This is a genomic window from Delftia acidovorans SPH-1, assembly GCF_000018665.1.
Lineage (GTDB): Bacteria > Pseudomonadota > Gammaproteobacteria > Burkholderiales > Burkholderiaceae_C > Comamonas > Comamonas acidovorans.
Genome location: NC_010002.1, coordinates 5,667,510 through 5,691,944, shown reverse-complemented (window position 1 = coordinate 5,691,944; position 24,435 = coordinate 5,667,510). Strand labels below are relative to the sequence as shown.

The following is a 24,435-nucleotide window of genomic DNA, read 5'->3' as shown; positions in this document are numbered from 1 at the left end:
CGATCATGAAGATCCCATCGCTTTCGAAACTGTCCAGGCGTCTGCTGCCCCTGGTGGCGGCGCTGGCCCTGGCCGGCTGCGCCAGCGTGTCCCAGAGCCTGCCAGAGCTGCCGGCCGCCCCCGCCTTCAAGGAGCAGGGCGCCGCGCCGCAGGCGGGCTGGACCCAGGCCCTGCCTGCCGAAGCCCAGGCACGCGGCCAATGGTGGCTGGCCTTTGCCGACCCGGCGCTGGACGCGCTGGTGGACAAGGCCACGCTGGACAACCAGAGCATCCAGGCCGCGGCCGCACGCCTGGCCGAGGCCCGCGCCCTGGCGCGCAGCGCCAATGCCGAGCGCCTGCCCCAACTGGGCCTGGGCGCAGGGGCCACGCGCGGCGCGGGGCTGGACAAGGCCTCGGGCACGCGGCCTGCCACCCTGGTCAATGCGGGGCTGAACCTGTCCTATGAGGTCGATCTGTTCGGCCGCATTTCCCAGGCGGCCGACGCATCGCGGCTGGACGCCGAGGGCCGCGAGGCCCTGCTGCAAAGCACGCGGCTGGCCGTGCAGGCCGAGGTCGCGCAGACCTATCTGCAGCTGCGCGCACTGGACGCCGAGCGCGCCCTGATGCGCGAGACCGTGGAGGCCTACCGCGACACGCTGCGCCTGTCGGAGCGAAGGCTGCAGGCCGGCGACATTGCCGAGCTGGACGTGGCGCGCATCCAGGCCGAGCTGTCGGCCACCGAATCGGACGCGCTGGCGCTGGACCGCCAGCGCGCCCAGGTCGAGCATGCGCTGGCCGTGCTTGTGGGCGACTCGGCCTCGCGCTTCGGCCTGGGCGAAGGCGCCTGGACCACGGCTCTGCCTTCCATCCCAGCCGGCGTGCCGGCCACGGTGCTCATGCGCCGGCCCGACATCTCGGCTGCGCAGCGCGCCGTGTTCGCCGCGCAGTCGCGCGTGGGCGTGGCGAAGACGGCATGGTTCCCCAGCATCTCGCTGACCGGCGCGGCCGGCCACGCCTCGCCCGAAGTCGGTGACCTGTTCAAGTGGTCCATGCGCTCCTGGGGCGTGGGCGCCTTGCTGTCGCTGCCGCTGTTCGACGGCGGCCGGCGCGAGGCCGGCGTGCAGGCCGCAGGTGCGCAGCTCGACGCCGCGCTGGCCGCCTACCGCCAGCAGGCGCTGGTGGCCTTCCAGGAGGTGGAGGACCAGCTGTCATCCATCCGCATCCTGCAGGAGCAGTCCACCGTGCAGGGCCAGGCCGTGGTGGCCGCCAAGCGTGCCACCAGCCTTTCGGACACGCGCTACCGCAATGGCTACGTCAGCCAGCTGGACCTGCTGGATGCCCGCCGCAGCGAACTGCGCAACCGCCGCCAGGCGCTGCAGGTGAAGTCCGCGCAGTACCAGGCCGCCGTGGGCCTGATCCGCGCGCTGGGCGGGGGCTGGGATGTTCCGGCTGACGCGCCGGCCGGCGAATCGGCGAACGTGCCGGTGGCCCAGGCCGCGCTGCGCTGAGCCGCCCTCAAGCCAGCACGTCAATGGAGCGGAACACGCGCTGCAGCACCGGGTCCGGGCTGTGGCGGCAGGCGTGGACCTGCTCCATGAGGTGGTGCACGAAGCGCTCGGCCACCCAGGGCAGGGGGCCGTGGCCGCGCTGGACCACGCCCACCGTGTGGGGCTCGAACTGCTCGCGCAGGGACAGCGGCACCAGGGTGCCCTGGGGCACGCCCGACTCGATCAGCGGCCAGGGGCACAACGAGAGCATGTCGCTGTGCACGATCAGGTGCAGCAGCAGCGATGCCGAATGCACCAGGTGGATGTGGCCCACGGGCACGGGCAGGCCGTGGCGCAGGAACAGGCGCCGCACCAGGTCGTCTTCTTCAGGCGGCGTGTAGTTGAGCAGCCAGTCGCAGTCCATCAGCTCGGCCAGCGAACGGGCGCCTGCCAGCGGATGGCCGGTGCGGGCCACGACGGTGGCGTCATAGCGGAACAGCGGTGTGCCATGCAGGTCGCCGCCCGAGGGGCCCGAAGGCACGCGGCCAATCAGCAGGTCCAGCGTGCCTTCGCGCAGGCGCGGATGGGCCACGGCCGACAGGCCCTCGAACAGTTCCAGCCGTACCTGGGGCAGTTCGGCGCGGAAGGCGCGCAGCACATGGGGCAGCAGGCTCTGGCCCACCCAGGGCGTCACGCCTACGGACAGGCGCGCCACGGCGCAGGTGTCGCGCAGGCGGGCCATTTCATCCTCGGCCTGGGCCATCTGCCCGGTGATCAGCTGGGCGTGGCGCAGCAGCGTGCGCCCGGCCGGCGTGAGGACGATGCCGCTGCTCTGGCGCTCGAACAGCGCAAGGCGGTGGCCTTCCTCCAGCTCGCGCAGGGCCTGGGTGATGGCCGACTGCGTGATGCCCAGCGCGCGTGACGCGGCGCGCACGCTGCCACAGCCGGCCACGGCGACGAGGTAGCGCATCTGGTGCAGCTTCATGGCGGGACCGGCATCGGGGTGGGGCTGGGAATGCATGGGCCGATCTTGCAGGTTTCGTGCCATGTGTGCCATGCCTGTGATTGGCGCGTGCAGGTGTTCAGGGGATGACAGGCAATGCCTGGCAGGGCAGGCGCTGGCGGTCTTCCGCCCGCTGCCCACGCTTCCTAGACTGCGGGCATGAACATTGAACCGCCCGTTTCCACCATGGCTGAAGCCGCCGATCCGGTGCTGCCCGGCATACGCGCCACGCAGGCCGAGATGGTGGCCCTGCGCCATCACCTGCATGCCCATCCCGAGCTGGCCTTCGAGGAGTTCGCCACCAGCGACTTGGTGGCCGAGCGCCTGGCCTCCTGGGGCTACGAAGTGCACCGGGGCCTGGGAGGCACGGGCGTGGTCGGCACGCTGCGGGTCGGAGCAGGCACGCGGCGCCTGGGCCTGCGCGCCGACATGGACGCGCTGCCCATCCACGAGCAGACCGGCCTGCCCTATGCCAGCCGCCACGCGGGCCGCATGCATGCCTGCGGGCATGACGGCCATACCGCCATCCTGCTGGCCGCCGCGCGCGAGCTGGCCCAGGCGCGCGGCTTCGACGGCACGCTGCACCTGATCTTCCAGCCGGCCGAGGAGGGCCTGGGCGGGGGCCGCAAGATGGTGGAGGATGGCCTGTTCGATCTTTTCCCCTGCGATGCCATCTTTGCGCTGCACAACATGCCGGGCTTTGCAGAGGGGCAGTTCGGCTTTCGCGAGGGCTCGTTCATGGCTTCGTCGGACACGGTGATCATCACCGTGCGCGGCAAGGGCGGCCATGGCTCGGCGCCCCACCTGTCGGCCGACCCGGTGGTGGCGGCGGCCCACCTGGTGCTGGCGCTGCAGACCGTGGTCTCGCGCAATGTCGATCCCCGCGACATGGCCGTGGTCAGCGTGGGCGCCATCCATGGCGGCGATGCGCCCAACGTGATCCCCGGCGAGGTGGAGCTGCGCCTGTCCGTGCGCGCCTACCGGCCCGAGGTGCGTGCCCTGCTGCGCGAACGCATCACCGCCCTGGCCCATGCCCAGGCCGCCACGCTGGGGGCCGAGGCCGTGGTGGACTACCGCTGGCGCTATCCGGCCCTGGTCAACGACGCGGCCAGCACGGTCTTCGCCCGCGAGGTGGCGCGCGACTGGCTGGGCGAGCAGGCGCTGATCCCCGACCTGCAGCCGCTGACGGGCAGCGAGGACTTCTCCTTCATGCTCGAACAATGCCCTGGCAGCTATCTGATCGTGGGCAACGGCGTGGGCGACACGCATGGCACGGGCGGCTGCATGGTCCACAACCCCGGCTACGACTTCAACGACCGCATCCTGCCGCTGGCCGCCACCTACTGGGTGAAGCTGGCCCGGCGCTTTCTGTCCGCCGCCTGAGGCGCCGCGCCCGCACCGGATTCCTTTGACGACTTCACCTGCGATTGCCACCATGCGCACTGCATCTCCTCTCTCCTCCGAGGCCCGCCAGGTCCTGAGCCGCCGCAGCCTTCTGGGCGCCGCCGCGCTGGGGCTGGCCTTGCCGGCCGCTGCCCAGGGCAGCTTTCCTGCCAAGCCCTTGAAGCTGGTCGTCGGATACCCGGCCGGTGGTTCGGTGGACCTGGCCGCCCGCGTGGTGGGCGATGCGCTGGCCGCGCGTCTGCACGGCACGGTGGTGGTGGACAACGTGGGCGGGGCGGCGGGTGCCATTGCGGCCCAGCGCGTGGCCTCCGCACCGGCCGATGGCTACACGCTGCTGGTGGGGGCCAGCAACGAACTGGTGGCCACGCGCATCGTCAACCCCGCGCAGCGCTACGACGGCCGCCGCGATTTCACGCCGCTGGGCCTGGTGGCCACCAGCCCGCTGATCCTGGCTGCACGCCCGGGCCTGGGCATGAAGACCCTGGCCGACTTGCTGGAGCTGGCGCGCCGCCAGCCCGGCAAGCTCAGCTACGGCAGCTCGGGCGTGGGATCGACCCTGCATTTCGCGGGAGAGCTGTTCAAGCAGCGCGCGGGTGTTTCCATCACCCATGTGCCCTACCGCGGCGTGGCGCCGTTGACCAGCGACCTGGCGGGCGGCAGCCTGGACCTGGCCATGCTCTCGCCCACGGCGGCGCAACCGTTTCTGCAGAGCGGGCGCATCGTGCCGCTGGCGGTCACCAGCGCGCAGCGCCTGTCCGCCTTGCCCCAGGTTCCGGCCATGGCCGAGCTGGCGCCGCTGCGCGGTTATGAATTGGTGGGCTGGTTTGCGCTGATGGCGCCGCGCGGACTGCCCGCCGCCACCGCGCAGCGCATCACGGCGGCCCTGCAGGAGGCGCTGGCCGAGCCCGCCGTGCGCAAGCGCCTGGAAGATGCAGGCATGGTGCCCGCCTCGGGCCGCGAGGACCTGGCGCGCCTGATCGCCGAGGAAGACCGCAAGTACGACCAGTTGGCGGCCTTTGCGAACATGCGCGACTGACGACGCTGACGGCGGCCGCGCAGGTTCAGCGACCGCGCAGGAACAGCGCGTCCAATTCCTTCATGCTCATCTGCCGCCAGGTGGGGCGGCCGTGGTTGCATTGGTCGGAGCGCTCGGTGACTTCCATCTGGCGCAGCAGGGCGTTCATCTCGTCCAGCGTCAGGCGGCGGTTGGCGCGCACGGCGCCGTGGCAGGCCATGGTGGCCAGGATCTCATTGCGCGCGCGCTGCACCACGGTGCTGGCGTCGTGCTGGGCCAGCTCGGCCAGCACGCTGCGCGCCAGCTCCACGGCATCGCCCTGGGCCAGGGTGGCGGGCACGGCACGCACGGCCAGCGTCTTGGGCGAGAAGGGGGAAACCTCCATGCCCAGGGCCTGCAGCGTGTCGCCATGGGCCTCGGCCGTGGCCACTTCCTCGGGCGTGGCGGCGAAGGTGGCGGGAATCAGCAGCGGCTGGCTGGGGATCTGCTCTGCCGCGTTGACGGCATTCTTGAGCTGCTCGTAGACGATGCGCTCGTGCGCCGCATGCATGTCCACCACCACCATGCCCTGGGCGTTCTCGGCCAGGATGTAGACGCCGTGGATCTGGGCGACGGCGCGGCCCAGGGGCCAGATGGTTTCTTCGGCAGCGGCAGGGGTGTCCGCTGCCGGGGGCGTGAAGTTCGCAGGTGAAGGTTCGGAGACGGTGACTGGCCGGGGCTGTGCGGCGGGTGCGTAGCTGGCGGGCACATCGCCGGCAGGCCATTGCACGCCGGGCGTGTCCACCGCGACTTCGGCGGCACCGGCAGTCTGCATGGCCGTCTGGGCAGGAAGTGCCACGGGGGCCGGCGCGGCTTCGCGCATGGGTGCCCACAGGCCCGCCATGTTGCTGACCTTGTGGCCGCCCTGTTCATCGCCAAAGCTCATGCGCGCCTGGGGCCAGGCGGGAGCCGCCACCTTGGGCGCGGTGGCCGGTGCGGCGGGGGCCAGCTCCGGGGTGCGGGCGGCTTCCTCGGCGGCAGCGGCGGCTGCGGCGGCCGCGCGCGGGGCGGCCAGCGCATTCTCTATGGCGTGGCGCACGGCCTGGTGCACCTCGCGGCTGTCGCGAAAGCGCACCTCGATCTTGGTGGGGTGCACGTTCACGTCCACGCGCGCAGGGTCGATCTCCACATACAGCGCATAGACAGGCTGCTTGTGGCCGTGCAGCACATCCTCGTAGGCGCTGCGCGAGGCGTGTGTCAGCACCTTGTCGCGCACGAAGCGGCCATTGACGTAGCAGAACTGGTGGTCGGGCCGGGAGCGCGCCGCATCGGGAATGCCCGCGCGGCCCGTGACGTGGACGGCGCCCGACCAGTGCTCCACCGTCACGGAGTTCTGCACGAAGGCGTCGCCCAGCACATCGCCCAGGCGGCGCGCAAGGGCTTCATCCGACATGCTGCCTGCGGCACGCCACTGCTCGACCAGCTTGCCTTCGTGCCAGATGGCAAAGCCCACGTCGGGCCGGGCCAGCGCATGGCGGCGCACGGACTCGATGCAGTGGGCCAGCTCCGTGGCGTCGCTCTTGAGGAATTTGCGGCGGGCCGGGGTGGAGAAGAACAGCTCCTTGACCTCGACCGTCGTGCCCTGGTTGCGGGCGGCGGGGCGCAGCTCGCCGCTGCGCGCATCGAGCAGATAGGCCGAGTCCTGGCCCGCAGGGCGCGAGAGGATGGACGCCTCGGACACCGAGCAGATGGCCGCCAGCGCCTCGCCGCGAAAGCCCATGGTGGCCACGGTCTCCAGGTCGTGCAGATCGGTGATCTTGCTGGTGGCATGGCGGCGCAATGCCACGGGCAGCTCATCGCGCGGGATGCCGCCGCCGTCGTCCTCCACCGAGATCAGCCGCACGCCGCCGGCCAGCAGCCGCACGTTGATCTGGCGGGCGCCCGCATCCAGGGCGTTGTCCACGAGTTCGCGCACCACCGAGGCAGGGCGCTCGACGACTTCGCCGGCCGCGATCTGGCTGATCAGCTCGTCGGGCAGGTCGCGGATGGGGCGGCGGGGGAGGGTGTCGGAGGAGGGGATGGATGCGTTCACGCGGCAATTCTAGGGGCTCGCATCCACCGCTTGCGGGCTGTGGGAATGGGGTGTGCGGCGCCGGCGCCCGCAAAAAAAAGGAGCCGCGAAAGCGGCTCCAAGAGGCGTCCCCGGCAACAAAGGCCGGAGCCGGGGGCACTCTTTGAATGAGGGTGGCTGCAGGGTCAGCGGCGGCGGCCTGCGCGGTCGCTGTTGCTGCCCATCTGGTTGCCGACCAGCGCACCGGCCGCGGCGCCGCCCACGGTGCCCAGCGTGGTGCCGAACAGCGCGCTGCCCAGCACGCCCCCGGCCACGGCGCCCACGCCCGTGCCCAGTTGCGCATTGTTGGGGCGGTGGGCGCAGCCGCCCATCGCGAGCGCGCCGGTCAGCAGGGCGGCGATGGCCAGGGTGCGGCCCATCGTGGAGCCGGACTGGCGTTCGGACTTGTGCGCGAAAGTGCGAAGGGTCTTGTTCATGGCTTGCTTCCTTGTGTCTTGTCGATGGTGGTGAGGCCGGGCCGGCATTGCCGACGGCATGGAAGCACTTTGCCTGCAAAAAGCTGACGCACTCATGAGTTTTTCGTAGAGTTTTATCAAGTTGTGTAACAAAATAAGCTTGATTTCAAGCATTTGTAGATTCCTGCAAGCGCCGGTGTGTGCGATGGCGTGACCGGCTCCGGCTCGGCCGTGGGGGCATGTCGGCGAAGTACAGTACGGGCCGGTGCGGCGCCCGCCGCGGAGGACTCTCTTTTGGAAATCATTCAGTTCCTGATCGACTTCATCCTGCACATCGACAAGCATCTGGAGGCCTTTGTCGTGGCCTATGGACCCTGGGTGTATGCGCTGCTGTTTCTCATCGTTTTCGTGGAGACGGGCGTGGTGGTCATGCCCTTTCTGCCCGGCGACTCGCTGCTGTTCATCGTCGGCGCGCTGTGCGGCGTGGGGCTCATGGACTATTCGATCGCCTGCACCGTGCTGCTGGTGGCGGCCGTGCTGGGCGACCAGTGCAACTACACCATCGGCCGCTACATAGGGCCCAAGGTGTTCCAGTGGGAGGACTCGCGCTGGTTCAACCGCCGCGCCTTCGACCAGGCCCACGCGTTCTACGAGCGCTATGGCGGCATCACCATCGTGCTGGCCCGCTTCATGCCGTTCATCCGCACCTTTGCGCCCTTCGTGGCCGGGGTGGCCGCGATGAACCGGGGCAAGTTCACTGCCTTCAATGTGGGCGGCGCGATTGTCTGGGTGTTCGGCATCAGCGCAGCCGGCTATTTCTTCGGCAACCTGCCCTGGGTGCGCGAGAACCTGGAGAAGATCATCTGGGGCCTGATCCTGGTGCCGGGCCTGATCGCCATCTTTGGCGCCTGGCGCGCGGGGCGCGCGCCCAAGACCGCCGCCTGAGCTTTCAGCGCACAGCAAAAACCCCTTGCACCGTCATGGCGCAAGGGGTTTTTTCATGGAGCGGGAGTGGGGATCAGCGGCGGTCGTTGCGCTTGCCCACCTCGTTACCGATCAGTGCACCGGCGGCTGCACCGCCCACGGTGCCCAGCGTGCTGCCGAACAGGGCATCCCCCACGACACCACCGGCCACGGCGCCTACGCCGGTACCGATCTGTGCACTGCTGGGATTGGTGGAACAGCCGGCAGAGAACAGGGCAATGGCTGCTGCGGCGGCAATGGAATAAAGGCGTGTCTTCATGTTCATCTCCTGTGGCGGCCTGCCTTGTCGCCGTGAGTGGCGTATGGCGCAAGCACTGTGTGGAACATGTTTGCATGCTCTCATTCAGGGCCTGCCGCAGCGGTAGGAGATCTGCCCGAGCTGCCGCCGGGCGGCTCGGAAGTGTCGCGTCTTTGCCGTCCGACAGCGGCTGCGGGCGGCGTCGCCCGTGCCCTGCACCCATGCCTTTTGGCTCTGTCAGACGGAGCGGCTGCGTGCCAGCGGCGGGTTGTGCGCGAAGTAGTTGCGGATGCCGCGCATCAGCGCGTCGGCCAGTTGCACCTGGTAGGCGCTGCTGCGCAGCCGGGCCTCTTCCTCGGGGTTGCTGATGAAGGCGGTTTCCACCAGCACGCTGGGAATGTCGGGCGCCTTGAGCACGGCAAACCCGGCCTGCTCCACGCGCGGCTTGTGCAGCTTGGCCATGTTGCCGATCTCGCCCAGCAGGGCGCCGCCGAGCTTGAGGCTGTCCTTGATCTGGGCCGTGGTGCTCATGTCCAGCAGCATGCGCTGCACATGCTGGTCCTGCGAACCGATGTTCAGGCCACCGACGATGTCGGACTGGTTTTCCTTGTTGGCCAGCCAGCGCGCGGCCGTGCTGGAGGCGCCCTTGTCGCTGAGCGCAAAGACGCTGGCACCACGCGCGGCCGGCGTGGTGAAGGCGTCGGCGTGGATGCTGATGAACAGGTCGGCCTGCACGCGCCGGGCCTTTTCCACGCGCGTGGCCAGGGGCACGAAGAAGTCGGCATCGCGCGTCATGAAGGCGCGCATGGGGCTGCCGCCGATGCGGGTGTCGTTGATGCGGTCGCGCAGCAGGTGGGCGATCTTGAGCACCACGTCCTTTTCGCGCGTGCCGCTGGGGCCGGTGGCGCCGGGGTCCTCGCCGCCGTGGCCGGGGTCCAGCGCCACGATGATGATGCGGTCGGTCTGGCGCGAGGTGGCGATGTTGGGCGCGGCAATGGGGGCAGGCGCCGGAACGGGCGCAGGCGCGGCAGGGCGAGGCGCCGGGGCCGGAGCGGCAGGGGAAGGTGCCTGTGCCACCACGGCGGGCGGTGCAGGCGTCTTGCCGCCGGAGCCGCTGCTGTGCTGGGCGATCAGGTCCCCCAACGGGTCGGGGGCTGGCGCCGTGGGGCCTGAGGGCCGGGGCAGCGGTGGTGGAGGCGGCGGTGCCGATGCGACAGCGGTATCGTCGCCGGAGGCATCGCGCAGGCGCTCGCTGATCAGCGCCTCCAGCGGGTCCACGGCCTTGGCGGGGTACAGGTCGAACACCAGCCTGTGCTTGTAGGCCGCCACGGGCTGCAGCGTGAAGACCTGGGGCTTGGCGGGCTGCTTGAGATCGATCACCAGGCGCACCACGCTGGGCGAGTTCTGGCCCACGCGGATGGAGGCGATGTTGGGATCGTCGGAGCGGACCTTGGCCACCAGTTCACGCAGCGCGGGATTGAGGTCGATGCCCTCGATGTCCACGGCCAGCCGCGGGGGCTGGTCCACGAAGAACTGCTTGGCAGCCAGCGGCCGGTCGGACTCAATGGTCACGCGCGTGTATTCGGGCGCGGGCCAGACGCGCACGGCCACGATGGTGGCGCCGTGCGCGATGTGCTGGCGGCCCAGCAGCAGCACGATGGAGCCCGCCTGCAAAAGATTGCGGCGCGACAGGCCGGACGGATAGGAGGAGGAGTTGGCGTCGCTCATGCCTTGAGTGCTTGGATCACGGCGCGTCCGACGGGCGTGCCGGCGAGCAAGGTCACCTGGCGCTGCGTCTCGTCGATTGCTTCGATATGAATAGCTATATCTGCCGCAGGCGTAAGCGCTGCGGCCTTTTCGGGCCATTCTGCCAGCTTGAGACCGGGGCTGGCGAAAATATCGCGAAATCCTGCATCCTCCCACTCGCGCGGATCATCGAAGCGGTAGAAGTCGAAGTGCCAGATGGCCAGGTCCGGCGCCTCATGCGGCTCCACCACGGCATAGGTGGGGCTTTTGATGCGGCCCTGCACGCCCAGTGCGCGCAGCCAGTGCCGCACCAGCGTGGTCTTGCCTGCGCCCAGGTCGCCGTGCAGCGTGACGTAGGCGTTGCGCAGCGCGGGATGGTCTGCAAGCTGCTGCGCAAACCGCTGCGTGTCTTTCTCGCTGCCCCATATCCAGCGACGGCCCGCAGTTTCCGCATCCTGCGGCTGGGCGCTTTCTACAATCGAGGGAGTATGTTGTGCAGCAGTCAATTGGTTCCTTTGATGCAAGGCTGGGCCCGCGAGCTGGGATTTTCCCAAATTGGCGTGGCCGGCGTGGATTTGTCTTCTGCGGAGCCGGGTTTGATGCAGTGGCTGGCCCAAGGGTTCCATGGCGAGATGGACTATATGCAGGCCCACGGCCTGCGCCGCGCCCGGCCTGCCGAGCTGGTGCCGGGCACGGTCAGCGTGATCACGGCGCGCATGGACTACCTGCCGCGCGACACGCCAGCCGATGCGCCGGGCGCCTGGCAAGCGGTGGAGTGGGCGCGGCTGCAGCGGCCCGACGAGGGCATTGTCTCCGTCTATGCCCGGGGGCGCGACTATCACAAGGTGCTGCGCAACCGGCTGCAGAAGCTGGCCGAGCGCATTGCACAGGAAGTCGGCCCCTTCGGGCACCGCGCCTTCACCGATTCCGCGCCCGTGCTGGAGGCCGAGCTGGCCCGGCGCAGCGGCCAGGGCTGGCGCGGCAAGCACACGCTGGTGCTCAATCGCGAAGCGGGCTCCATGTTCTTCCTGGGCGAGATCTATGTGGACCTTGCGCTGGAGCCCACGGCGCCGGTGACCGCGCACTGCGGCAGCTGCGCGGCCTGCATCACGGCCTGTCCCACGGGCGCCATCGTGGCGCCGCACCGGGTGGACGCGCGGCGCTGCATCTCCTATCTGACCATCGAGCATGCGGGCGCCATTCCCGAGGAGCTGCGGCCGCTGATGGCCAACCGCATCTATGGCTGCGACGACTGCCAGCTGGCCTGTCCCTGGAACAAGTTCGCCCAGCCCAGCCGCCTGCCCGACTTCGATGCGCGCGAGGCCCTGTCCGGCGGGCAGCTGGTGCACTTCTTTGCCTGGGACGAGCCGACCTTTCTGCGCCTGACCGAAGGCAGCCCCATCCGGCGCATAGGCCATGCGCGCTGGCTGCGCAATGTGGCCGTGGCGCTGGGCAATGCCTGGCGTGAAACCGGCAACGCGGCATTGCAGCAGGCGCTGGCCAGCCGCGCCGAACATCCGGACGCCCTGGTGCGCGAGCACGTGGCCTGGGCGCTGTCGCAAAGATCGGATTGAGCTGATAAGACCAGGGCACTTGTGTGTGAAACAATTGTTGCGCTCTGTCGGAGTGCCCCCGGCGGCCTGTTGCGGGCCACTGCCCTTGAAGGCGCGGGGCCTGTGTGACTCAACATGATGTTTGATATGCGCGCAAAGCCTCCCCGCAGCCTGTCCCGCCTGCTGAACGCAGAACCGCTGACCCAGACCACGGTGGCCGTCTGGGTGGGCCTGTGCTGCGTGCTGCTGGCCACGGTGGCGTACTGGACGGTGCTGGTGGACAGCCACCGCACGCAGCGCAGCTTTACCGAGTCCCAGTCGTGGCTGCGGGTGGGGCAAATGTCGCATGCGGTATCGGTGCAGGTGCAGACCCTGCTCTCCGGCCTGGACTACACCATGCGCGGCCTGGAGTCCGACTTTGCCGATGGCGATGTCGACGGGTTCCGGCGTGCCGTGCAGACCACGTTCGACGCCTACCCGGCCGGCACCTTCCTGCAGATCGCCGTGGCCGACGAGAAAGGGGACATCGTGTACTCCAATCTCCAGCAGGATGCGGAGACGCGGGCTGCCAAGGTCTCCATCCGGGACCGCGAGCATTTCCAGGTGCATGCCAACCGCGAGAACATGGGCATGTTCATCGGCCGCCCCGTGCAGGGGCGTGTCTCCCACAAATGGACCATACAGCTGAGCCGCGCGCTGTACCGCCAGGGGCAGTTCTCGGGCGTGCTGGTGCTGTCGCTGTCGCCTGAATACATTTCGCGCTATTTCCAGTCCATCTTCGATGGCGCCAACGACGTCATCCTGCTGCTGCGCACCGATGGCGCCTACCTGGCGCGCTCGCAGGGGCAGGAGCAGGTGATGGGCCGCTCGGTCTCCGATGTGCGCGTGGCGCTGTTCGCCCCGGCCCTGGAGCGCGGCACCTACGAGGCCGATTCGTCCGTCGATGGCGTTCAGCGCATGTATGCCTGGAGCCGGGTGGAGGGCTATCCGCTGATCGTCAGTGCAGGGCTGGACAAGAAAGCCATCTTCGAGCCGCTGGAGGCATCGCTGGAGCGCGGCCTGCTGCGCAACGGCATAGGCACGGCCGTGCTGCTGCTGGGCATGCTGCTGACGCTGTGGCTGGCGCGCCAGCGCCAGCTCAGCGAGCGCATGCGTCTGCAGGGTGAGCGACGCTTCGCGCGGCTGGCGCAGGAGGTGCCGGGCGGGCTGTTCCAGTTCCGCATAGGCGCGGATGGACAGTTCCGGTTCCCTTTCACCAGCCCCGGATTCTTCGAACTGCATGGCGCCAAGGCCGATGCCGCCAGGTTTGCCGACCATGAACTGCTCAAGCGGGTCCACCCCGAGGATCTGCCGGCCCTGGCGGCCTCGGTGCAGGCCAGCGTGGGCAGCAAGGGTGTCTGGGAGCACAAGTACCGCGTCTACGGCCCTGCAGGCGAGCTGCGCTGGCTGCATGGTCACGCCCGGCCGCAGCAGGAGGAAGACGGCTCCCTGCTGTGGCATGGCTATGTGCACGATGTGACGCAGGACCAGGCCATGCAGGAATCCATACGCCACAGCGAGGAACGCCTGCGCCTGACCGTGGGCGCCGTGCGCGACGGCCTGTGGCAGTGGGACTGCCGCAGCGGCCATGTGGAATGGGATGCCCGCTGCTACCAGATGCTGGGCTTCGAGGCCGCGCAGTTCCCCATGACCTATGACGCCTTCTGCGCCATGGTCCATCCCTCGGACAGGGCGCGGATGCTGGCGCGGCTGCAGCGCCATGCCGAGGCCGGGGCCGACTTCCGCGTGGAGATGCGGCTGCGCAGCTCGGCCGACAGCTGGCTGTGGGTGGAGTCGCGCGGCGAAATCACCCAGCGCGATGCCGACGGCAAGCCCGTGCGCATGCTGGGGACGCACACCGACATACAGCAGCGCGTGGAGCAGTCCCGGCTCATCAAGGCCTTGCTGGACCGGGGAAGCGCCCTGATCGTCATGGCCGGTCCCCAGCGCGAAATCCTCTATGCCAACGAGCGCGCGGTGCAGACCTTCGAGATCGAGACAGACCGGCTGCCCGGCGGCGTGAACTTTCGCGCCCTGCATGTCAGCGACGAGAGCTTCGAGCGCTTCGGCCAGCTCTACGGACAGCTCAACGCACGCGGCACGGTACGCACGGAATGGATTTTGCGCATGCCGTCGGGCTCGGGCCACTGGTTCGACATGCAGGGCTCGCTGCTGGACCCCGACGAGGACGACGGCCGCGTCATCTGGACCATGATCGATACCGACGCGCGCCGGCGCGCCGAGACCGCGTTGGCCGAGACCCAGCACCGGCTGGAGGCCATCATCGACCGCTTTCCCGCAGGCATTCTGGTCACCGACGCCCAGGGCCGCCAGGTGCTGGCCGCCAACCGCATGCTGGCGGCCGCGCTGCGGCTGGACATGGCGCCTGCCGCCCTGGTGGGGCTGGGCATGCCGGCGCTGATCCAGCTGCTGCCGCCTTCGGTGGCTGGCGTGCTCAGCGCCGGGCCCGTGGCTGGCCGTTCCCTGCACGCGCTGCCCGACGACCACTATGTGGAGATCGAGGGCATGCAGCTGCGCGACGGTGACCGCTCCATCGGCCACTGCTGGGTCTTCCACGATGCGACGGAGCGGCAGCAGCGCGAATCCCAGCTGGAGACCCTGGCGCTGACCGACGCGCTGACCGGCATTCCCAACCGCCGCGCCTTCATGGAGCGGCTGACGATGGAGCTGGACCATCTGCGCAGCGGACTGGTGGCGCACTCCACGCTGATCATGCTGGACATAGACCACTTCAAGCAGGTGAACGACGGCTACGGCCACGCGGTGGGCGATATCGTGCTCAAGGAGCTGCTGGCCTCGGTGGCGCAGGAAATGCGCAAGGAAGACATGGTGGGCCGGCTGGGCGGCGAGGAGTTTGCCGTGCTGCTGTCCGACACCGATGCCGAGGTGGGCCTGCGCCGCGCCGAAAGCCTGCGCGAAACCGTTGCCGCGCGCGCCATCGATGCGGGCCTGGCCGGCGACCTGCACATCACCATCAGCCTGGGCGTGTACGAGCTGCAGCGCAGCGATGCCTCGGCCCAGGGCTGCCTGGAGCGTGCCGACGCCGCGCTGTACTACTCCAAGCGCAACGGCCGCAACCAGTCCACGCTGTGGAGCGAGCGGCTGCCTGCCATCGCGCGCTGATCCGGGCTGGTGCGGCGCACAGGCCTAGGAATTCACCCCGGTGAATTTTCAGAATCATCCAATGGCCTGATCGGGCCGCAATCCCGAAAATCCTGGGTTCATGCTGTCGCGTGGACCTGCCGCCTCTTGCCTGGCCCCAACACTCGGGTGCGGCCGACTCTCCGTGCAACCCATCACAAAAAGAGGCTGCGCGCCGAGCGCAGGGCGAGGAATGTATGACGTACAACCGCTGGTCCACGGTGCATATCGCGCCGCTTTCGCGAGCGCAGTTCTGGAGCGATGCCAGCCGCGAGGCGCAGATGCCGCACACGCCCCTGGTTGCGCAGCCCGAGCGCTTCGAGGCCGTGCTGACATCGCGCGGCGTGGGCGCGGTGGTGCTCAACCGCATTCAGATGGCGGCCGAACATGGCATGGAGCGCCTGCATGCCGATGGCCAGCGCGCAGGCCCGCCCTGCCTGCTGTGCGTGCTCTATGCCAAAGGTGGAGCCCAGGTATTCGCACCGGATGCACCTGACGTGCCTGACCTGTCGGACGTGCCGGATGCCTCGGCGTCATCCGGGCAGCCGGGCATGGCGGTTGCGGGCAGGAGGCTGCAGGCGCAACCCGGCCAGCTGTTCCTGCTGGATGAGCGGCGCGGCTACCGCATCTGGCAGAAAGAGGCCGTGGACCTGGTGGTGCTGGCCGTGCCGCTGGCACTGATCGATTCGCGTGGCGGCCTGGCTTCGCAACTGCTGGCACGCAGCCTGCCCGACTGTGCATCGCTTCAACTGCTGGTCCAGCAGATGCAATTGCTGGCCGCGTGGCAGGACCCCTTGCCCGAGGCAGAATCCGCCAGGCTGTCCGACTTGGTCATCAACACCGTGAAGACCGTGCTGCAGGCCAGCGCCGACATGGCGACGGCCCGACCCGGCGCGCCCATGCACGTGCTGTTGCGCAGGGTGCGCCAGCTCATTGCCCGCCAGTACCCGGACCCGGCGTTGGGGCCCGAGCGCGTGGCGTCCAGGCTGGGGCTGTCCGTGCGCTCGCTGCAATCCCAGTTGTCGCGCGAAGGCACCAGCCTCAGCGCCGAACTCATGGCCTATCGCCTGGAACGCGCCCATGCGCTGCTGCGTGGCACGGAGCCGGGAACGCTGGGCATCGCGGAGATCTCGCAGCACTGCGGTTTCAGCTCACCCGCGCATTTTTCCCGGCGGTTCAGGGCACGCTACGGCAGCACGCCGCTGGGGCTGCTGCGGGATGCGGAGGGCGGGGAGGGGGCCTAGGCAGGCTGGGCGGCGCCACTCCCGGCGTGGCGTGCGCAGATCAGGCCGAGGATTTCGAACATCATCTGCGCGCCCGCATGGGCGGTGTTGGTGGTGGCGTCGTAGGCGGGCGACACCTCCACCACATCGCCGCCCACGATGTGGATGCCGGCCAGGCCGCGCACCATGGCCTGTGCCTCGCGCACGGTGATTCCACCGACCTCGGGCGTGCCCGTGCCGGGCGCAAAGGCCGGGTCCAGGCAGTCGATGTCGAAGGAGACGTAGACGGGCGTATCGCCCACCACCTCGCGTGCGCGGGCAATGACGCCGTCCACGCCCAGCGCGGGAAGCTCCTCTGCGTGGATCACGGTCATGCCCGACTCATAGGAAAACTCCCAGAGATATTCGGCCGCGCCGCGTATGCCGATCTGAATGGTCCGCGTGGGGTCGAGCACGCCGTCCAGCACGGCCTGGCGAAACGGGCCGCCGTGGTGGAAGCGGCTGCCGTCGAAGGGGCCCCCGGTGTCGCAGTGGGCGTCGAAATGCACCAGGGCCAGTGGCCGCTCGCGGCCCAGTGCGCGCAGTATGGGCAGGGTGATGGAGTGGTCTCCGCCCGCAGACAGCGGAATCACGCCGGCCGCATGGATCTTCGCGAAGATCGACTCTATGTCGCGGTGCGACTGCTCCAGGCTGTAGCGGCTGGACAGCGGCACGTCGCCGATGTCCGCCACGCGCAGCTCGCGTGTGGGAGCGGATCGAAGCACATGGTTGTAGGGGCCCACGCGTTCGATGGAACGCAGGGCCCGGGGGCCGAAGCGGCAGCCGCTGCGGTTGCTGATGCCCAGGTCCATGGGCACGCCGATCAGCGCGGCCTGGAGGTCGCCGAAATCCGGGCGGCTCCAGTCCATGGGACGCATGGGCGCGTCCAGCAGCGTGGGCATGCCTGCGTAGGGCGCGTTGCGCGTGCCGCTGGCGTCGATGATGTGGGCGGCCACGGCGCGGAAATGCGGGTCGTGGATCACGGACTCGTTGGCGCCGCCGAAGCGTGCGCGCAGCGCCTGCAGCCTGTCTGGTGTGAAAAGCGTCATGTCGTCTCCGATTCAGTGCCGGGTTCAGGATTGAATGCCCGACAGCGAGCGCTGCTGCGTGCGCTGCGCCAGGCTGATGAGGATGAAGCTGGCCGTGCTCACGGCCAGGCTGGCATAGATGGGCGTGTTGGCGGCCAGGCCGTCCCTGACCATGAAGGCGACGGCCGTGGTGCAGCCCAGCAGCATGCTGGCGATGGCGCCCGCGGTGGTGGCCCGGCGCCAGTAGATGGCGCCGATCAGCGGCACCAGCATGCCGCCCACCAGCAGGTTGTAGGCGGTGGTCAGGGCATTGAGCACATCGTCCACCACCAGGGCGATGCCGAGCACGGCCAGCCCCACCAGCAGCGTCAGCAGCCGGTGCCAGCGCACATCGACCAGCGGCCGGCCGCCCCGCAGCAGGGGCACGAGGTCCTCGGCCAGCACGGTGGAGCCGGCCAGCATGGCGGCGCTGGCGGTGGACATCATGGCCGCCAGTGCGGCAGCGATCACCAGGCCGCGGATGCCGTCCGGCAGGCTGGCCTGCACGATGGCGGCAAAGGCATTGTTGGCGTTGTCCAGGTCCGGCAGCAGCACGCGCGCTGTCATGCCCACCAGGGCGCCGACCAGTCCGTAGACCACGCAGTAAACGCCGGCGAGGCTGCCTGCCACGGCGGCCACCCGTTCGCTGCGGGCCGTGAACACGCGCTGCCACACGTCCTGGCCGATCATGATTCCGAAGAAATAGATGACGAAGTAGGTGGCGATGGTGTCCCAGCCGATGTGGGTGACATCGAAGCTGGACGCAGGCAGTTGTGCAACCAGCTGGTCCCAGCCGCCCACGCGGTACAGGCAGATGGGCAGCAGGATCAGCATCAGGCCCGCGGTCTTGATCACGAACTGCACGATGTCCGTCAGCGTCAGCGACCACATGCCGCCCACGGCCGAGTAGATGACCACGACGCCCCCGCCCACCAGGATGGAGATCCACAGCGGCAGGTCGAACAGCACCTGCATCACGGTGCCGATGGCGATCACCGACGTGGCCGCCAGCATCAGCGAGTAGGCCAGCATCACCAGGGCGCTGGCCTGCTTGGTGCGGGCGCTGTAGCGCCGCTCCAGCACCTGGGTCACGGTGCAGATGCGCAGCCTGAGCAGGGGCTTGGCCAGGAACAGGTTGAGCACCAGCAGGCCCGCGCCCAGCGCCGCGCAAAGCCAGAATCCGGAGATGCCGTACACATAGCCCAGCCGCACCGTGCCCACGGTGCTGGCGCCGCCTATCACCGTGGCGGCCATGGTGCCCATGTACAGGCCCGGCCCGAGGTTGCGGCCGGCCACGAGAAAGTCCTCCTGCGTCTTCGCGCGGCGCATGCCGTACCAGCCCAGCAGCAGCATGGCTGCCGCGTAGATCACCACGACCGAGATATCGAGCAACATGGTTTGTCTCCCTTTTGTTGCGGCCCTGTTGGCAGGGGCCTCTTGAAACAGCGGTATCCATGGAAGTGAATTCCCCGGCCCGCCCCTCTTGTTCTGTATTGCAGTCCCTCTTTGTTCAATCCAGATGTGCTGCAACAGCCGTGGATGCTAGACAGCAGCCCGGATTGCATCCATTTCAAGTTCCATTTACAAACATCGATAAGAATCGATCTTTCCCGAGTGAAAACCCCATGCTCCATACCGTTTCAGATCTGGACCTGCGGCTGCTGCGCGTGTTTCTGGCCATCGTTGACGCGGGCGGCGTGTCGGCGGCGCAGGCCAGCCTTGGCGTAGGGCAGTCCACGCTCAGCAGTCAGCTGTCCACACTGGAGACGCGGCTGGGTTTCAGTTTGTGCGAACGCGGGCGCGGCGGCTTTCGCCTGACGGCCAAGGGCCGGCGCTTCGTCGATATGGCTCGCACGGCCCTGCAGGGACTGGAAGGCTTCAGTGCGCAGGCGCGCAACATGCACCGGCAGCTGGTCGGCAGTCTGGCCATCGGCCTGATCGGCAATGCACCCATGGAATACAACGCGCTGATGGGGCGGGCCATACAGCGCTTTCGCCAGCGCGACGAGGCCGTGCGCCTGTCGGTGCTGGTGCGCGGGCCGCGCGAGCTGGAAGAGATGCTGCTGCGCGATGAGCTCCAGGTCGCCGTGGGCTATTTCCTGCACCGCGCGCCAGCGCTGGAATACACGCTGCTGTTCAGCGAAAGGCAGGTGGCCTATTGCAGCGCCAGCCATCCATTTGCCGCACGCGCGGGCCGCATCGGCGCGCAGGAGGCGGGCGAGGCCGACTGGACCTGGCGCACCTATCCACTGCCGCAGGCACCGCTGACGGGGCGCCCGCGCCATGTCACTTCAGAGGCAGACAACATGGAGGCGGCTGCCATCCTCATCCTGTCAGGCGCCCACCTGGGCTACCTGCCAGAGCACTACGCGGCGCCCTATGTGGCTGCCGGCCTGCTGCATGCGCTGGACGAATCCCTCTTCAGCTATGACGTGGACATCACCATGGTGGCCAAGAAGCGCGCACGCCAGGACGACATCACGGCCGCCTTCACGGACGACATGCGTGCCGTGCTGTAGGGGCGCCGCGGCACCGCGGCACCGCGGCATCAGTACTGCAGCAGGCTCAGCGCAAAGGGCAGGCTGAGCACGCCCAGCAGCGTGGACAGCGTGACCAGCCCCGCCACATATGAGCCGTTGTAGCCCATGCGCGCGGCCAGCACATAGCACGACGATGCGGTGGGCAGGGCAGAGAAGGCCATGAGGATCAGCGCCTGCGCACCGCTCAGGCCAAACGCCCGCACCATGGCATAGGCGATCAGCGGCTGCACCAGATGCCGCACGGCCAGCAGGCACACGGCCAGCAGCTTGCCGGCGGCCAGCGCGCCGAACTGCATGCCGGCGCCGGCCGACATCAGGCCCAGCGCGATGGAGGCTGCGCCTATGCGGGAGATCGACGGCTCGATCAGCGCCGGCAGCTTCAACCCCAGCGCGCTGAACACCAGGCCCGACAGCGTGCCCACGATCAGCGGATTGCGCACCAGCTGCCCCAGGAAGTGCTGGTTGCTGCCGCGCGCCATGGGCCAGACGGCCGCGATATTGCACAGCGGCACGCTCACGCCGATCAGCACCGAGATGAACAGCAGGCCCTCGGGGCCGGCCAGCCGGCTGGCCAGCGCCAGGCCGATGAAGGAGTTGAAGCGAAACGCCACCTGCACGGCGCCGGCATGCTCGCGTGTGTCGATCCGGCCGCGCAGGCCCGGCCACCAGGGCAGGCTGTAGGCCAGGCCGATGCCGACCAGGGCCGCGCACACGCCAGCGGCCAGCAAGTGGGAGGTGGCACCCCAGTCCACCGGGCTCTTGACGATGGAGTGGAACAGCAGCACGGGGAACAGCAGGTAGTACACCAGCGCCTCCACTGCCTGCCAGACCGTGCGGTTGAGCTGTGTGAAGCGGCACAGCACGTAGCCAAGCACGATGAGCGAAAAATCGGGGAAGAGCAGCACGGCGTAGTTCACGGGGGCAGAGCATAAGCGCAACCCCGCAGTCGCCGCGTCTCCCGAGAAACCATGGCGCGAGGCTAGGGGTAAACACCGGGAAATCAGTGCTGCGACAAACTGTGACAACCGGGCCCCGGGCCTTAGCATCGCTGGGGTCCACACAGCCGATCCGAAAGCGCAGGTCCTGACGACCGTCAAGCGCGCAGCGGGCTCCAGGCCCCACCATGGCTGTTCCGTGGCAGCGTTTGCGAGCCTTCGTTTCGCAGACCATCCATCCGCAGGCACGGCCTTGCGGATGTCCATGAAACCTTCTTCGTCAACACGACCCCCAAAAGGAGATCTTGTATGAATCGTCGCAGCTGGATGGGCCTGACCCTGGTCCTCGCAAGCACCGGAGCCCTGGCCCAGGCCTATCCCACCAAGCCGATCAAGCTGGTGGTGCCCTTCGCCCCCGGTGGCACGACCGACATCATCGCCCGCGTGATCGCCGAACCCCTGACCAAGGAACTGGGCCAGCCCGTGGTGGTGGACAACCGCGGCGGCGGCGGCGGCGTCATCGGCGCCATGGAAACCGCGCGCTCGCAGCCCGATGGCTACAGCCTGGGCATCGCCACGGTCTCGACCACGGCGACCAACCCCGCGATCAACCCCAAGATCTCGTACAACACACTGACGGACTTCACGCCCATCATCAACGTGGCGGCCACGCCCAACGTGATTGCGGTGAACCCCAAGTTCCCCGCCAAGGACTACAAGAGCTTCGAGGCCGAACTCAAGAAGTCCCAGGGCAAGTACTCCTATGCCTCCTCGGGCACGGGCGGCATCCAGCACATGCTGATGGAGCTGTACAAGAGCCTGACCAACACCTTCGTCACCCACATCCCCTACCGCGGTGCGGGCCCGGCGCTCAACGACGTGGTGGCGGGCCAGGTGCCCATGGTGCTGGACAACCTGCCCTCGGCCCTGCCGTTCATCAAGGACAACCGCCTGGTGCCCATCGTGGTGGCCGCGCCCCAGCGCCTGGCCGTGCTGCCCAATGTGCCCACCTTCAAGGAAGTGGGCCTGGAGCCGGTGAACCGCATGGCCTACTACGGCATCCTGGGCCCCAAGAACATGCCCAAGGACGTGGTGGACAAGATCAACGCCGCCGTGCGCAAGGTGCTGCAGGACCCGGCCGTGCGCAAGCGCATCGAGGACACGGGCTCCCTGGTCATCGGCAACTCGCCTGAAGAGTTCGCCAAGCAGATCAAGGACGAGTACGAGACGTACAAGAAGGTGGTTGCTCAGCAAAAACTCACGCTGGAGTAAGCACCGCCTTGAGCGGTTGGCTCAGAACCCGAGGCTCCTTGCGGACCTCGGGTTTTTTCGTTGTAGGCTTGATGGGATGTCCCAAGTGCCTGTTGCTTCCATCGCTTCCCCATCGGCTGCCGAAGCCGAATCTGCTGCCGATCCTGCATCCTGGCCGGCGCCGCTGCCGGCCAGCCTGGATGCGCTGGACCTGTTCATGGATGCGCTGCTGCTGGAGGACGGGCTGTCGCGCAATACGCTGGCGGCCTATCGCCGGGATCTGACGGCCTGGGGGCGGTGGCTGGCGCACCAGCAGCCGCCGCTGGCGCTGGATGCTGCGGGCGAGCTGGAGCTGCAGGGCTATTTCGCGGTGCGGGTGGAGCAGACCAAGGCCAGTTCTTCCAACCGGCGGCTGACGGTGCTGCGCCGCTACTACCACTGGGCGCTGCGCGAGCAGCGCATTGCCGCCGATCCCACGGCACGCATGCTGGCGGCCCGGCAGCCGCCGCGCGTGCCGCATACGCTGACGCAGGCGCAGGTGGAGGCACTGCTCAGGGCGCCCGATGTCGATACGCCGCTGGGCCTGCGTGACCGCGCCATGCTGGAGCTGATGTATGCCAGCGGCCTGCGCGTGAGCGAGCTGGTGGATCTGCCCTTGCATGGCATCGATCTGCGCTCGGGCGTGTTGCGCGTGACGGGCAAGGGGCAAAAGGAAAGGCTGGTGCCCTTCGGCCAGGAGGCGCACTGGTGGCTGGAGCGCTATCTGGCCACGGCGCGCGGTGCCATCCTGGGCGGGCAGCGCAGCGATGCGGTCTTCGTGACCCAGCGCGGGGCTGCGATGAGCCGCGTGATGTTCTGGGTCATCGTCAAGCGCTGCGCGCAGGTTGCGGGTGTCACGGCACCGCTGTCGCCGCACACGCTGCGCCATGCCTTCGCCACCCACCTGCTCAACCATGGCGCAGACCTGCGCGTGGTGCAGATGCTGCTGGGCCATGCCGACATCTCCACCACCACCATCTACACCCATGTGGCGCGCGAGCGGCTCAAGGCATTGCACGCTTTGCACCATCCGCGTGGTTGATTGGATGTGGAGGGTTCGCCGGTTTGGGTGTTTCTGCCGTTGAAATCGTCGAAGTGGCAAAGCCTGTCCCGGGGATATGCGCTTTGCAGAACAATCACCGCCGTGTTCGATGTGTTTCTGCGGAGTTTTCGATGACTGATTTCCTGCGCCGGCATGTGCTGGTGACTTCCATGCTGGCGGCGACGGTCGCTGCTGCGGCCTTGCCGATGTCCGCGTCGGCCGCCGATGCCGCCTGGCCCAGCCGACCCATCCGCGTGGTGGTTTCCTATCCGGCCGGTGGCGTCAGCGACGTGGTGGCGCGCGCCCTGGGCGAGAAGCTGGCAGCCCGCCTGGGCCAGCCCGTGGTGGTGGACAACAAGGCCGGCGCCGGCGGCGCCATCGGCCTGGACCTGGTGGCCAAGGCCGCACCTGATGGCTATACGCTGGGCTTTTCCTCCATCAGCCCGCTGACGCTGAGCCCGCACCTGGGCAAGCCGCTGTTCGATCCGCAGCGCGATCTCGTGCCCGTGACCAGCGTGATGTATTCGCCCGTGCTGCTGCTGGGCACGGCGCGCTCCACGGCGACCGACTTCAAGGCACTGGTGGCGCAGGCCAAGGCCCAGCCCGGCGAAGTCCGCTGGGCCACGGCAGGCCTGGCATCGCTGGGCCACATCATGCTCGAGCAGATCATGTGCGCCTCGCAGGCCAAGATCACGCACATCCCCTACAAGGGCGGCGGCCAGCAGCTCAATGATGGCCTGAGCGCCCAGTTCGAGGTGCTCTCCACCAACGCCGGGCCGGCCGTGCTGCAGCACATCAAGGCGGGCAAGTTCAAGGCCCTGGCCGTGGGCGCCCCCCAGCGCCTGGAGTCGCTGCCCGGCGTGCCCACGCTGGCCGAGCTGGGCTACAAGAGCGCCAACATGACCTCGGTGTTCGGCATCTTCGCGCCCGCAGGAACGCCTGCGCCCGTGCTGCAAAGGCTCAATGCCGAGATCAACCAGGTGCTGACCCAGCCCGACATGCGAGCCAAGCTGGAGGCCACCGACAACGTGGCCACGGGCGGCAAGGCCGAGGATTTCGCGCGCCAGATCGAGGCCGAGTCCCAGTCCAACGCGCGCATCATCCAGGCTGCAGGCATCAAGCTGAACTGATACCGCTGCGGCGCGTGGCATGCAAAAAGGGCTTGCGGCTTCACGGCCGCAAGC

General features: G+C 68.6%; 20 protein-coding genes. 11 read left to right on the top strand and 9 right to left on the bottom strand.

Going from position 1 to position 24,435, the window contains the following annotated elements:
* The first annotated feature begins 5 nt into the window (after window positions 1-5).
* Window positions 6-1,487 (top strand): efflux transporter outer membrane subunit, encoded by a 1,482-nt coding sequence (locus tag DACI_RS25955; protein ID WP_012206934.1) that lies wholly within the window; start codon window positions 6-8, stop codon window positions 1,485-1,487.
* Window positions 1,488-1,494: 7 nt separating this feature from the next.
* Here DACI_RS25955 and DACI_RS25950 read toward each other — a convergent pair whose 3' ends face one another.
* On the bottom strand, window positions 1,495-2,514 hold the full coding sequence (locus DACI_RS25950; RefSeq protein ID WP_043782653.1) for a LysR family transcriptional regulator: 1,020 nt from the start codon (window positions 2,512-2,514) through the stop codon (window positions 1,495-1,497).
* 114 nt (window positions 2,515-2,628) lie between these two features.
* On the opposite strand from DACI_RS25950, the gene DACI_RS25945 reads away from it, so the two are divergent.
* Entirely contained in the window at window positions 2,629-3,852 is a 1,224-nt protein-coding gene (locus tag DACI_RS25945; protein WP_012206932.1) for a M20 aminoacylase family protein, read from the top strand.
* A 52-nt stretch (window positions 3,853-3,904) separates the two neighbouring features.
* Entirely contained in the window at window positions 3,905-4,909 is a 1,005-nt protein-coding gene (locus tag DACI_RS25940) for a Bug family tripartite tricarboxylate transporter substrate binding protein (protein WP_012206931.1), read from the top strand.
* A 25-nt stretch (window positions 4,910-4,934) separates the two neighbouring features.
* Here DACI_RS25940 and mutL read toward each other — a convergent pair whose 3' ends face one another.
* Window positions 4,935-6,959: a DNA mismatch repair endonuclease MutL gene (gene mutL / locus DACI_RS25935; RefSeq protein ID WP_012206930.1), complete on the bottom strand. Its 2,025-nt coding sequence runs from the start codon at window positions 6,957-6,959 to the stop codon at window positions 4,935-4,937.
* Window positions 6,960-7,123: 164 nt separating this feature from the next.
* Entirely contained in the window at window positions 7,124-7,414 is a 291-nt protein-coding gene (locus DACI_RS25930; RefSeq protein WP_013801089.1) for a glycine zipper 2TM domain-containing protein, read from the bottom strand.
* A gap of 273 nt (window positions 7,415-7,687) precedes the next feature.
* On the opposite strand from DACI_RS25930, the gene DACI_RS25925 reads away from it, so the two are divergent.
* The gene (locus DACI_RS25925; protein ID WP_043782650.1) at window positions 7,688-8,338 is read left to right on the top strand and encodes a DedA family protein; all 651 of its coding nucleotides are present in this window, start codon (window positions 7,688-7,690) and stop codon (window positions 8,336-8,338) included.
* A gap of 73 nt (window positions 8,339-8,411) precedes the next feature.
* Here DACI_RS25925 and DACI_RS25920 read toward each other — a convergent pair whose 3' ends face one another.
* The 3 genes from DACI_RS25920 to tsaE all read right to left on the bottom strand — a co-directional run bounded on the left by DACI_RS25920 (window position 8,412) and on the right by tsaE (window position 10,867).
* Entirely contained in the window at window positions 8,412-8,636 is a 225-nt protein-coding gene (locus DACI_RS25920) for a glycine zipper domain-containing protein (protein WP_012206927.1), read from the bottom strand.
* Window positions 8,637-8,852: 216 nt separating this feature from the next.
* Complete coding sequence (locus tag DACI_RS25915) at window positions 8,853-10,343, bottom strand: N-acetylmuramoyl-L-alanine amidase (protein WP_012206926.1); 1,491 nt, start codon at window positions 10,341-10,343, stop codon at window positions 8,853-8,855.
* Complete coding sequence (gene tsaE, locus DACI_RS25910; RefSeq protein ID WP_012206925.1) at window positions 10,340-10,867, bottom strand: tRNA (adenosine(37)-N6)-threonylcarbamoyltransferase complex ATPase subunit type 1 TsaE; 528 nt, start codon at window positions 10,865-10,867, stop codon at window positions 10,340-10,342. The genes DACI_RS25915 and tsaE overlap by 4 nt, the downstream gene beginning before the upstream one ends.
* 12 nt (window positions 10,868-10,879) lie before the next feature.
* Here tsaE and queG point away from each other — a divergent pair, with 12 nt between their 5' ends.
* The 3 genes from queG (at window position 10,880) to DACI_RS25895 (ending at window position 16,359) form a co-directional block, all read left to right on the top strand.
* Window positions 10,880-11,935 (top strand): tRNA epoxyqueuosine(34) reductase QueG, encoded by a 1,056-nt coding sequence (queG, locus tag DACI_RS25905; RefSeq protein WP_012206924.1) that lies wholly within the window; start codon window positions 10,880-10,882, stop codon window positions 11,933-11,935.
* A 114-nt stretch (window positions 11,936-12,049) separates the two neighbouring features.
* Window positions 12,050-15,097 carry a diguanylate cyclase gene (locus DACI_RS25900; protein WP_012206923.1) on the top strand — a complete coding sequence of 1,016 codons (3,048 nt, stop codon included), beginning with the start codon at window positions 12,050-12,052 and terminating at the stop codon, window positions 15,095-15,097.
* A gap of 215 nt (window positions 15,098-15,312) precedes the next feature.
* Entirely contained in the window at window positions 15,313-16,359 is a 1,047-nt protein-coding gene (locus tag DACI_RS25895; protein ID WP_012206922.1) for a helix-turn-helix transcriptional regulator, read from the top strand.
* Here the strand turns inward: DACI_RS25895 and speB are convergent.
* Complete coding sequence (gene speB, locus DACI_RS25890) at window positions 16,356-17,426, bottom strand: agmatinase (protein ID WP_012206921.1); 1,071 nt, start codon at window positions 17,424-17,426, stop codon at window positions 16,356-16,358. The two genes, DACI_RS25895 and speB, sit on opposite strands and share 4 nt — an antisense overlap.
* Before the next feature lie 24 nt (window positions 17,427-17,450).
* Window positions 17,451-18,839, bottom strand: coding sequence for a sodium:solute symporter (locus DACI_RS25885; protein WP_012206920.1), 1,389 nt, complete (start codon window positions 18,837-18,839; stop codon window positions 17,451-17,453).
* Window positions 18,840-19,069: 230 nt separating this feature from the next.
* Here DACI_RS25885 and DACI_RS25880 point away from each other — a divergent pair, with 230 nt between their 5' ends.
* Window positions 19,070-19,963, top strand: a complete 894-nt coding sequence (locus DACI_RS25880; protein ID WP_012206919.1) for a LysR family transcriptional regulator — start codon at window positions 19,070-19,072, stop codon at window positions 19,961-19,963.
* Between the two features lie 29 nt (window positions 19,964-19,992).
* Here DACI_RS25880 and DACI_RS25875 read toward each other — a convergent pair whose 3' ends face one another.
* Window positions 19,993-20,901 (bottom strand): AEC family transporter, encoded by a 909-nt coding sequence (locus DACI_RS25875; protein WP_043782648.1) that lies wholly within the window; start codon window positions 20,899-20,901, stop codon window positions 19,993-19,995.
* 327 nt (window positions 20,902-21,228) lie between these two features.
* Here DACI_RS25875 and DACI_RS25870 point away from each other — a divergent pair, with 327 nt between their 5' ends.
* From DACI_RS25870 to DACI_RS25860, 3 genes are all read left to right on the top strand, one after another.
* Window positions 21,229-22,191, top strand: a complete 963-nt coding sequence (locus DACI_RS25870; RefSeq protein WP_012206917.1) for a tripartite tricarboxylate transporter substrate binding protein BugE — start codon at window positions 21,229-21,231, stop codon at window positions 22,189-22,191.
* Window positions 22,192-22,267: 76 nt separating this feature from the next.
* Window positions 22,268-23,251 (top strand): site-specific tyrosine recombinase XerD, encoded by a 984-nt coding sequence (gene xerD / locus DACI_RS25865; RefSeq protein WP_012206916.1) that lies wholly within the window; start codon window positions 22,268-22,270, stop codon window positions 23,249-23,251.
* Between the two features lie 131 nt (window positions 23,252-23,382).
* Window positions 23,383-24,381: a Bug family tripartite tricarboxylate transporter substrate binding protein gene (locus DACI_RS25860; RefSeq protein WP_012206915.1), complete on the top strand. Its 999-nt coding sequence runs from the start codon at window positions 23,383-23,385 to the stop codon at window positions 24,379-24,381.
* Window positions 24,382-24,435 lie beyond the last annotated feature (54 nt).

Bases quoted from the DNA above. Each gene is read 5' to 3' on its own strand.
- DACI_RS25955 (WP_012206934.1), top strand. From the start codon at position 6: ATGAAGATCCCATCGCTTTCGAAACTGTCCAGGCGTCTGCTGCCCCTG.
- DACI_RS25950 (WP_043782653.1), bottom strand. From the start codon at position 2,514: ATGGCACGAAACCTGCAAGATCGGCCCATGCATTCCCAGCCCCACCCC.
- DACI_RS25945 (WP_012206932.1), top strand. From the start codon at position 2,629: ATGAACATTGAACCGCCCGTTTCCACCATGGCTGAAGCCGCCGATCCG.
- DACI_RS25940 (WP_012206931.1), top strand. From the start codon at position 3,905: ATGCGCACTGCATCTCCTCTCTCCTCCGAGGCCCGCCAGGTCCTGAGC.
- DACI_RS25930 (WP_013801089.1), bottom strand. From the start codon at position 7,414: ATGAACAAGACCCTTCGCACTTTCGCGCACAAGTCCGAACGCCAGTCC.
- DACI_RS25920 (WP_012206927.1), bottom strand. From the start codon at position 8,636: ATGAAGACACGCCTTTATTCCATTGCCGCCGCAGCAGCCATTGCCCTG.
- DACI_RS25915 (WP_012206926.1), bottom strand. From the start codon at position 10,343: ATGAGCGACGCCAACTCCTCCTCCTATCCGTCCGGCCTGTCGCGCCGC.
- queG (WP_012206924.1), top strand. From the start codon at position 10,880: ATGCAAGGCTGGGCCCGCGAGCTGGGATTTTCCCAAATTGGCGTGGCC.
- DACI_RS25900 (WP_012206923.1), top strand. From the start codon at position 12,050: ATGATGTTTGATATGCGCGCAAAGCCTCCCCGCAGCCTGTCCCGCCTG.
- DACI_RS25895 (WP_012206922.1), top strand. From the start codon at position 15,313: ATGACGTACAACCGCTGGTCCACGGTGCATATCGCGCCGCTTTCGCGA.
- speB (WP_012206921.1), bottom strand. From the start codon at position 17,426: ATGACGCTTTTCACACCAGACAGGCTGCAGGCGCTGCGCGCACGCTTC.
- DACI_RS25885 (WP_012206920.1), bottom strand. From the start codon at position 18,839: ATGTTGCTCGATATCTCGGTCGTGGTGATCTACGCGGCAGCCATGCTG.
- DACI_RS25880 (WP_012206919.1), top strand. From the start codon at position 19,070: ATGCTCCATACCGTTTCAGATCTGGACCTGCGGCTGCTGCGCGTGTTT.
- DACI_RS25870 (WP_012206917.1), top strand. From the start codon at position 21,229: ATGAATCGTCGCAGCTGGATGGGCCTGACCCTGGTCCTCGCAAGCACC.
- xerD (WP_012206916.1), top strand. From the start codon at position 22,268: ATGTCCCAAGTGCCTGTTGCTTCCATCGCTTCCCCATCGGCTGCCGAA.
- DACI_RS25860 (WP_012206915.1), top strand. From the start codon at position 23,383: ATGACTGATTTCCTGCGCCGGCATGTGCTGGTGACTTCCATGCTGGCG.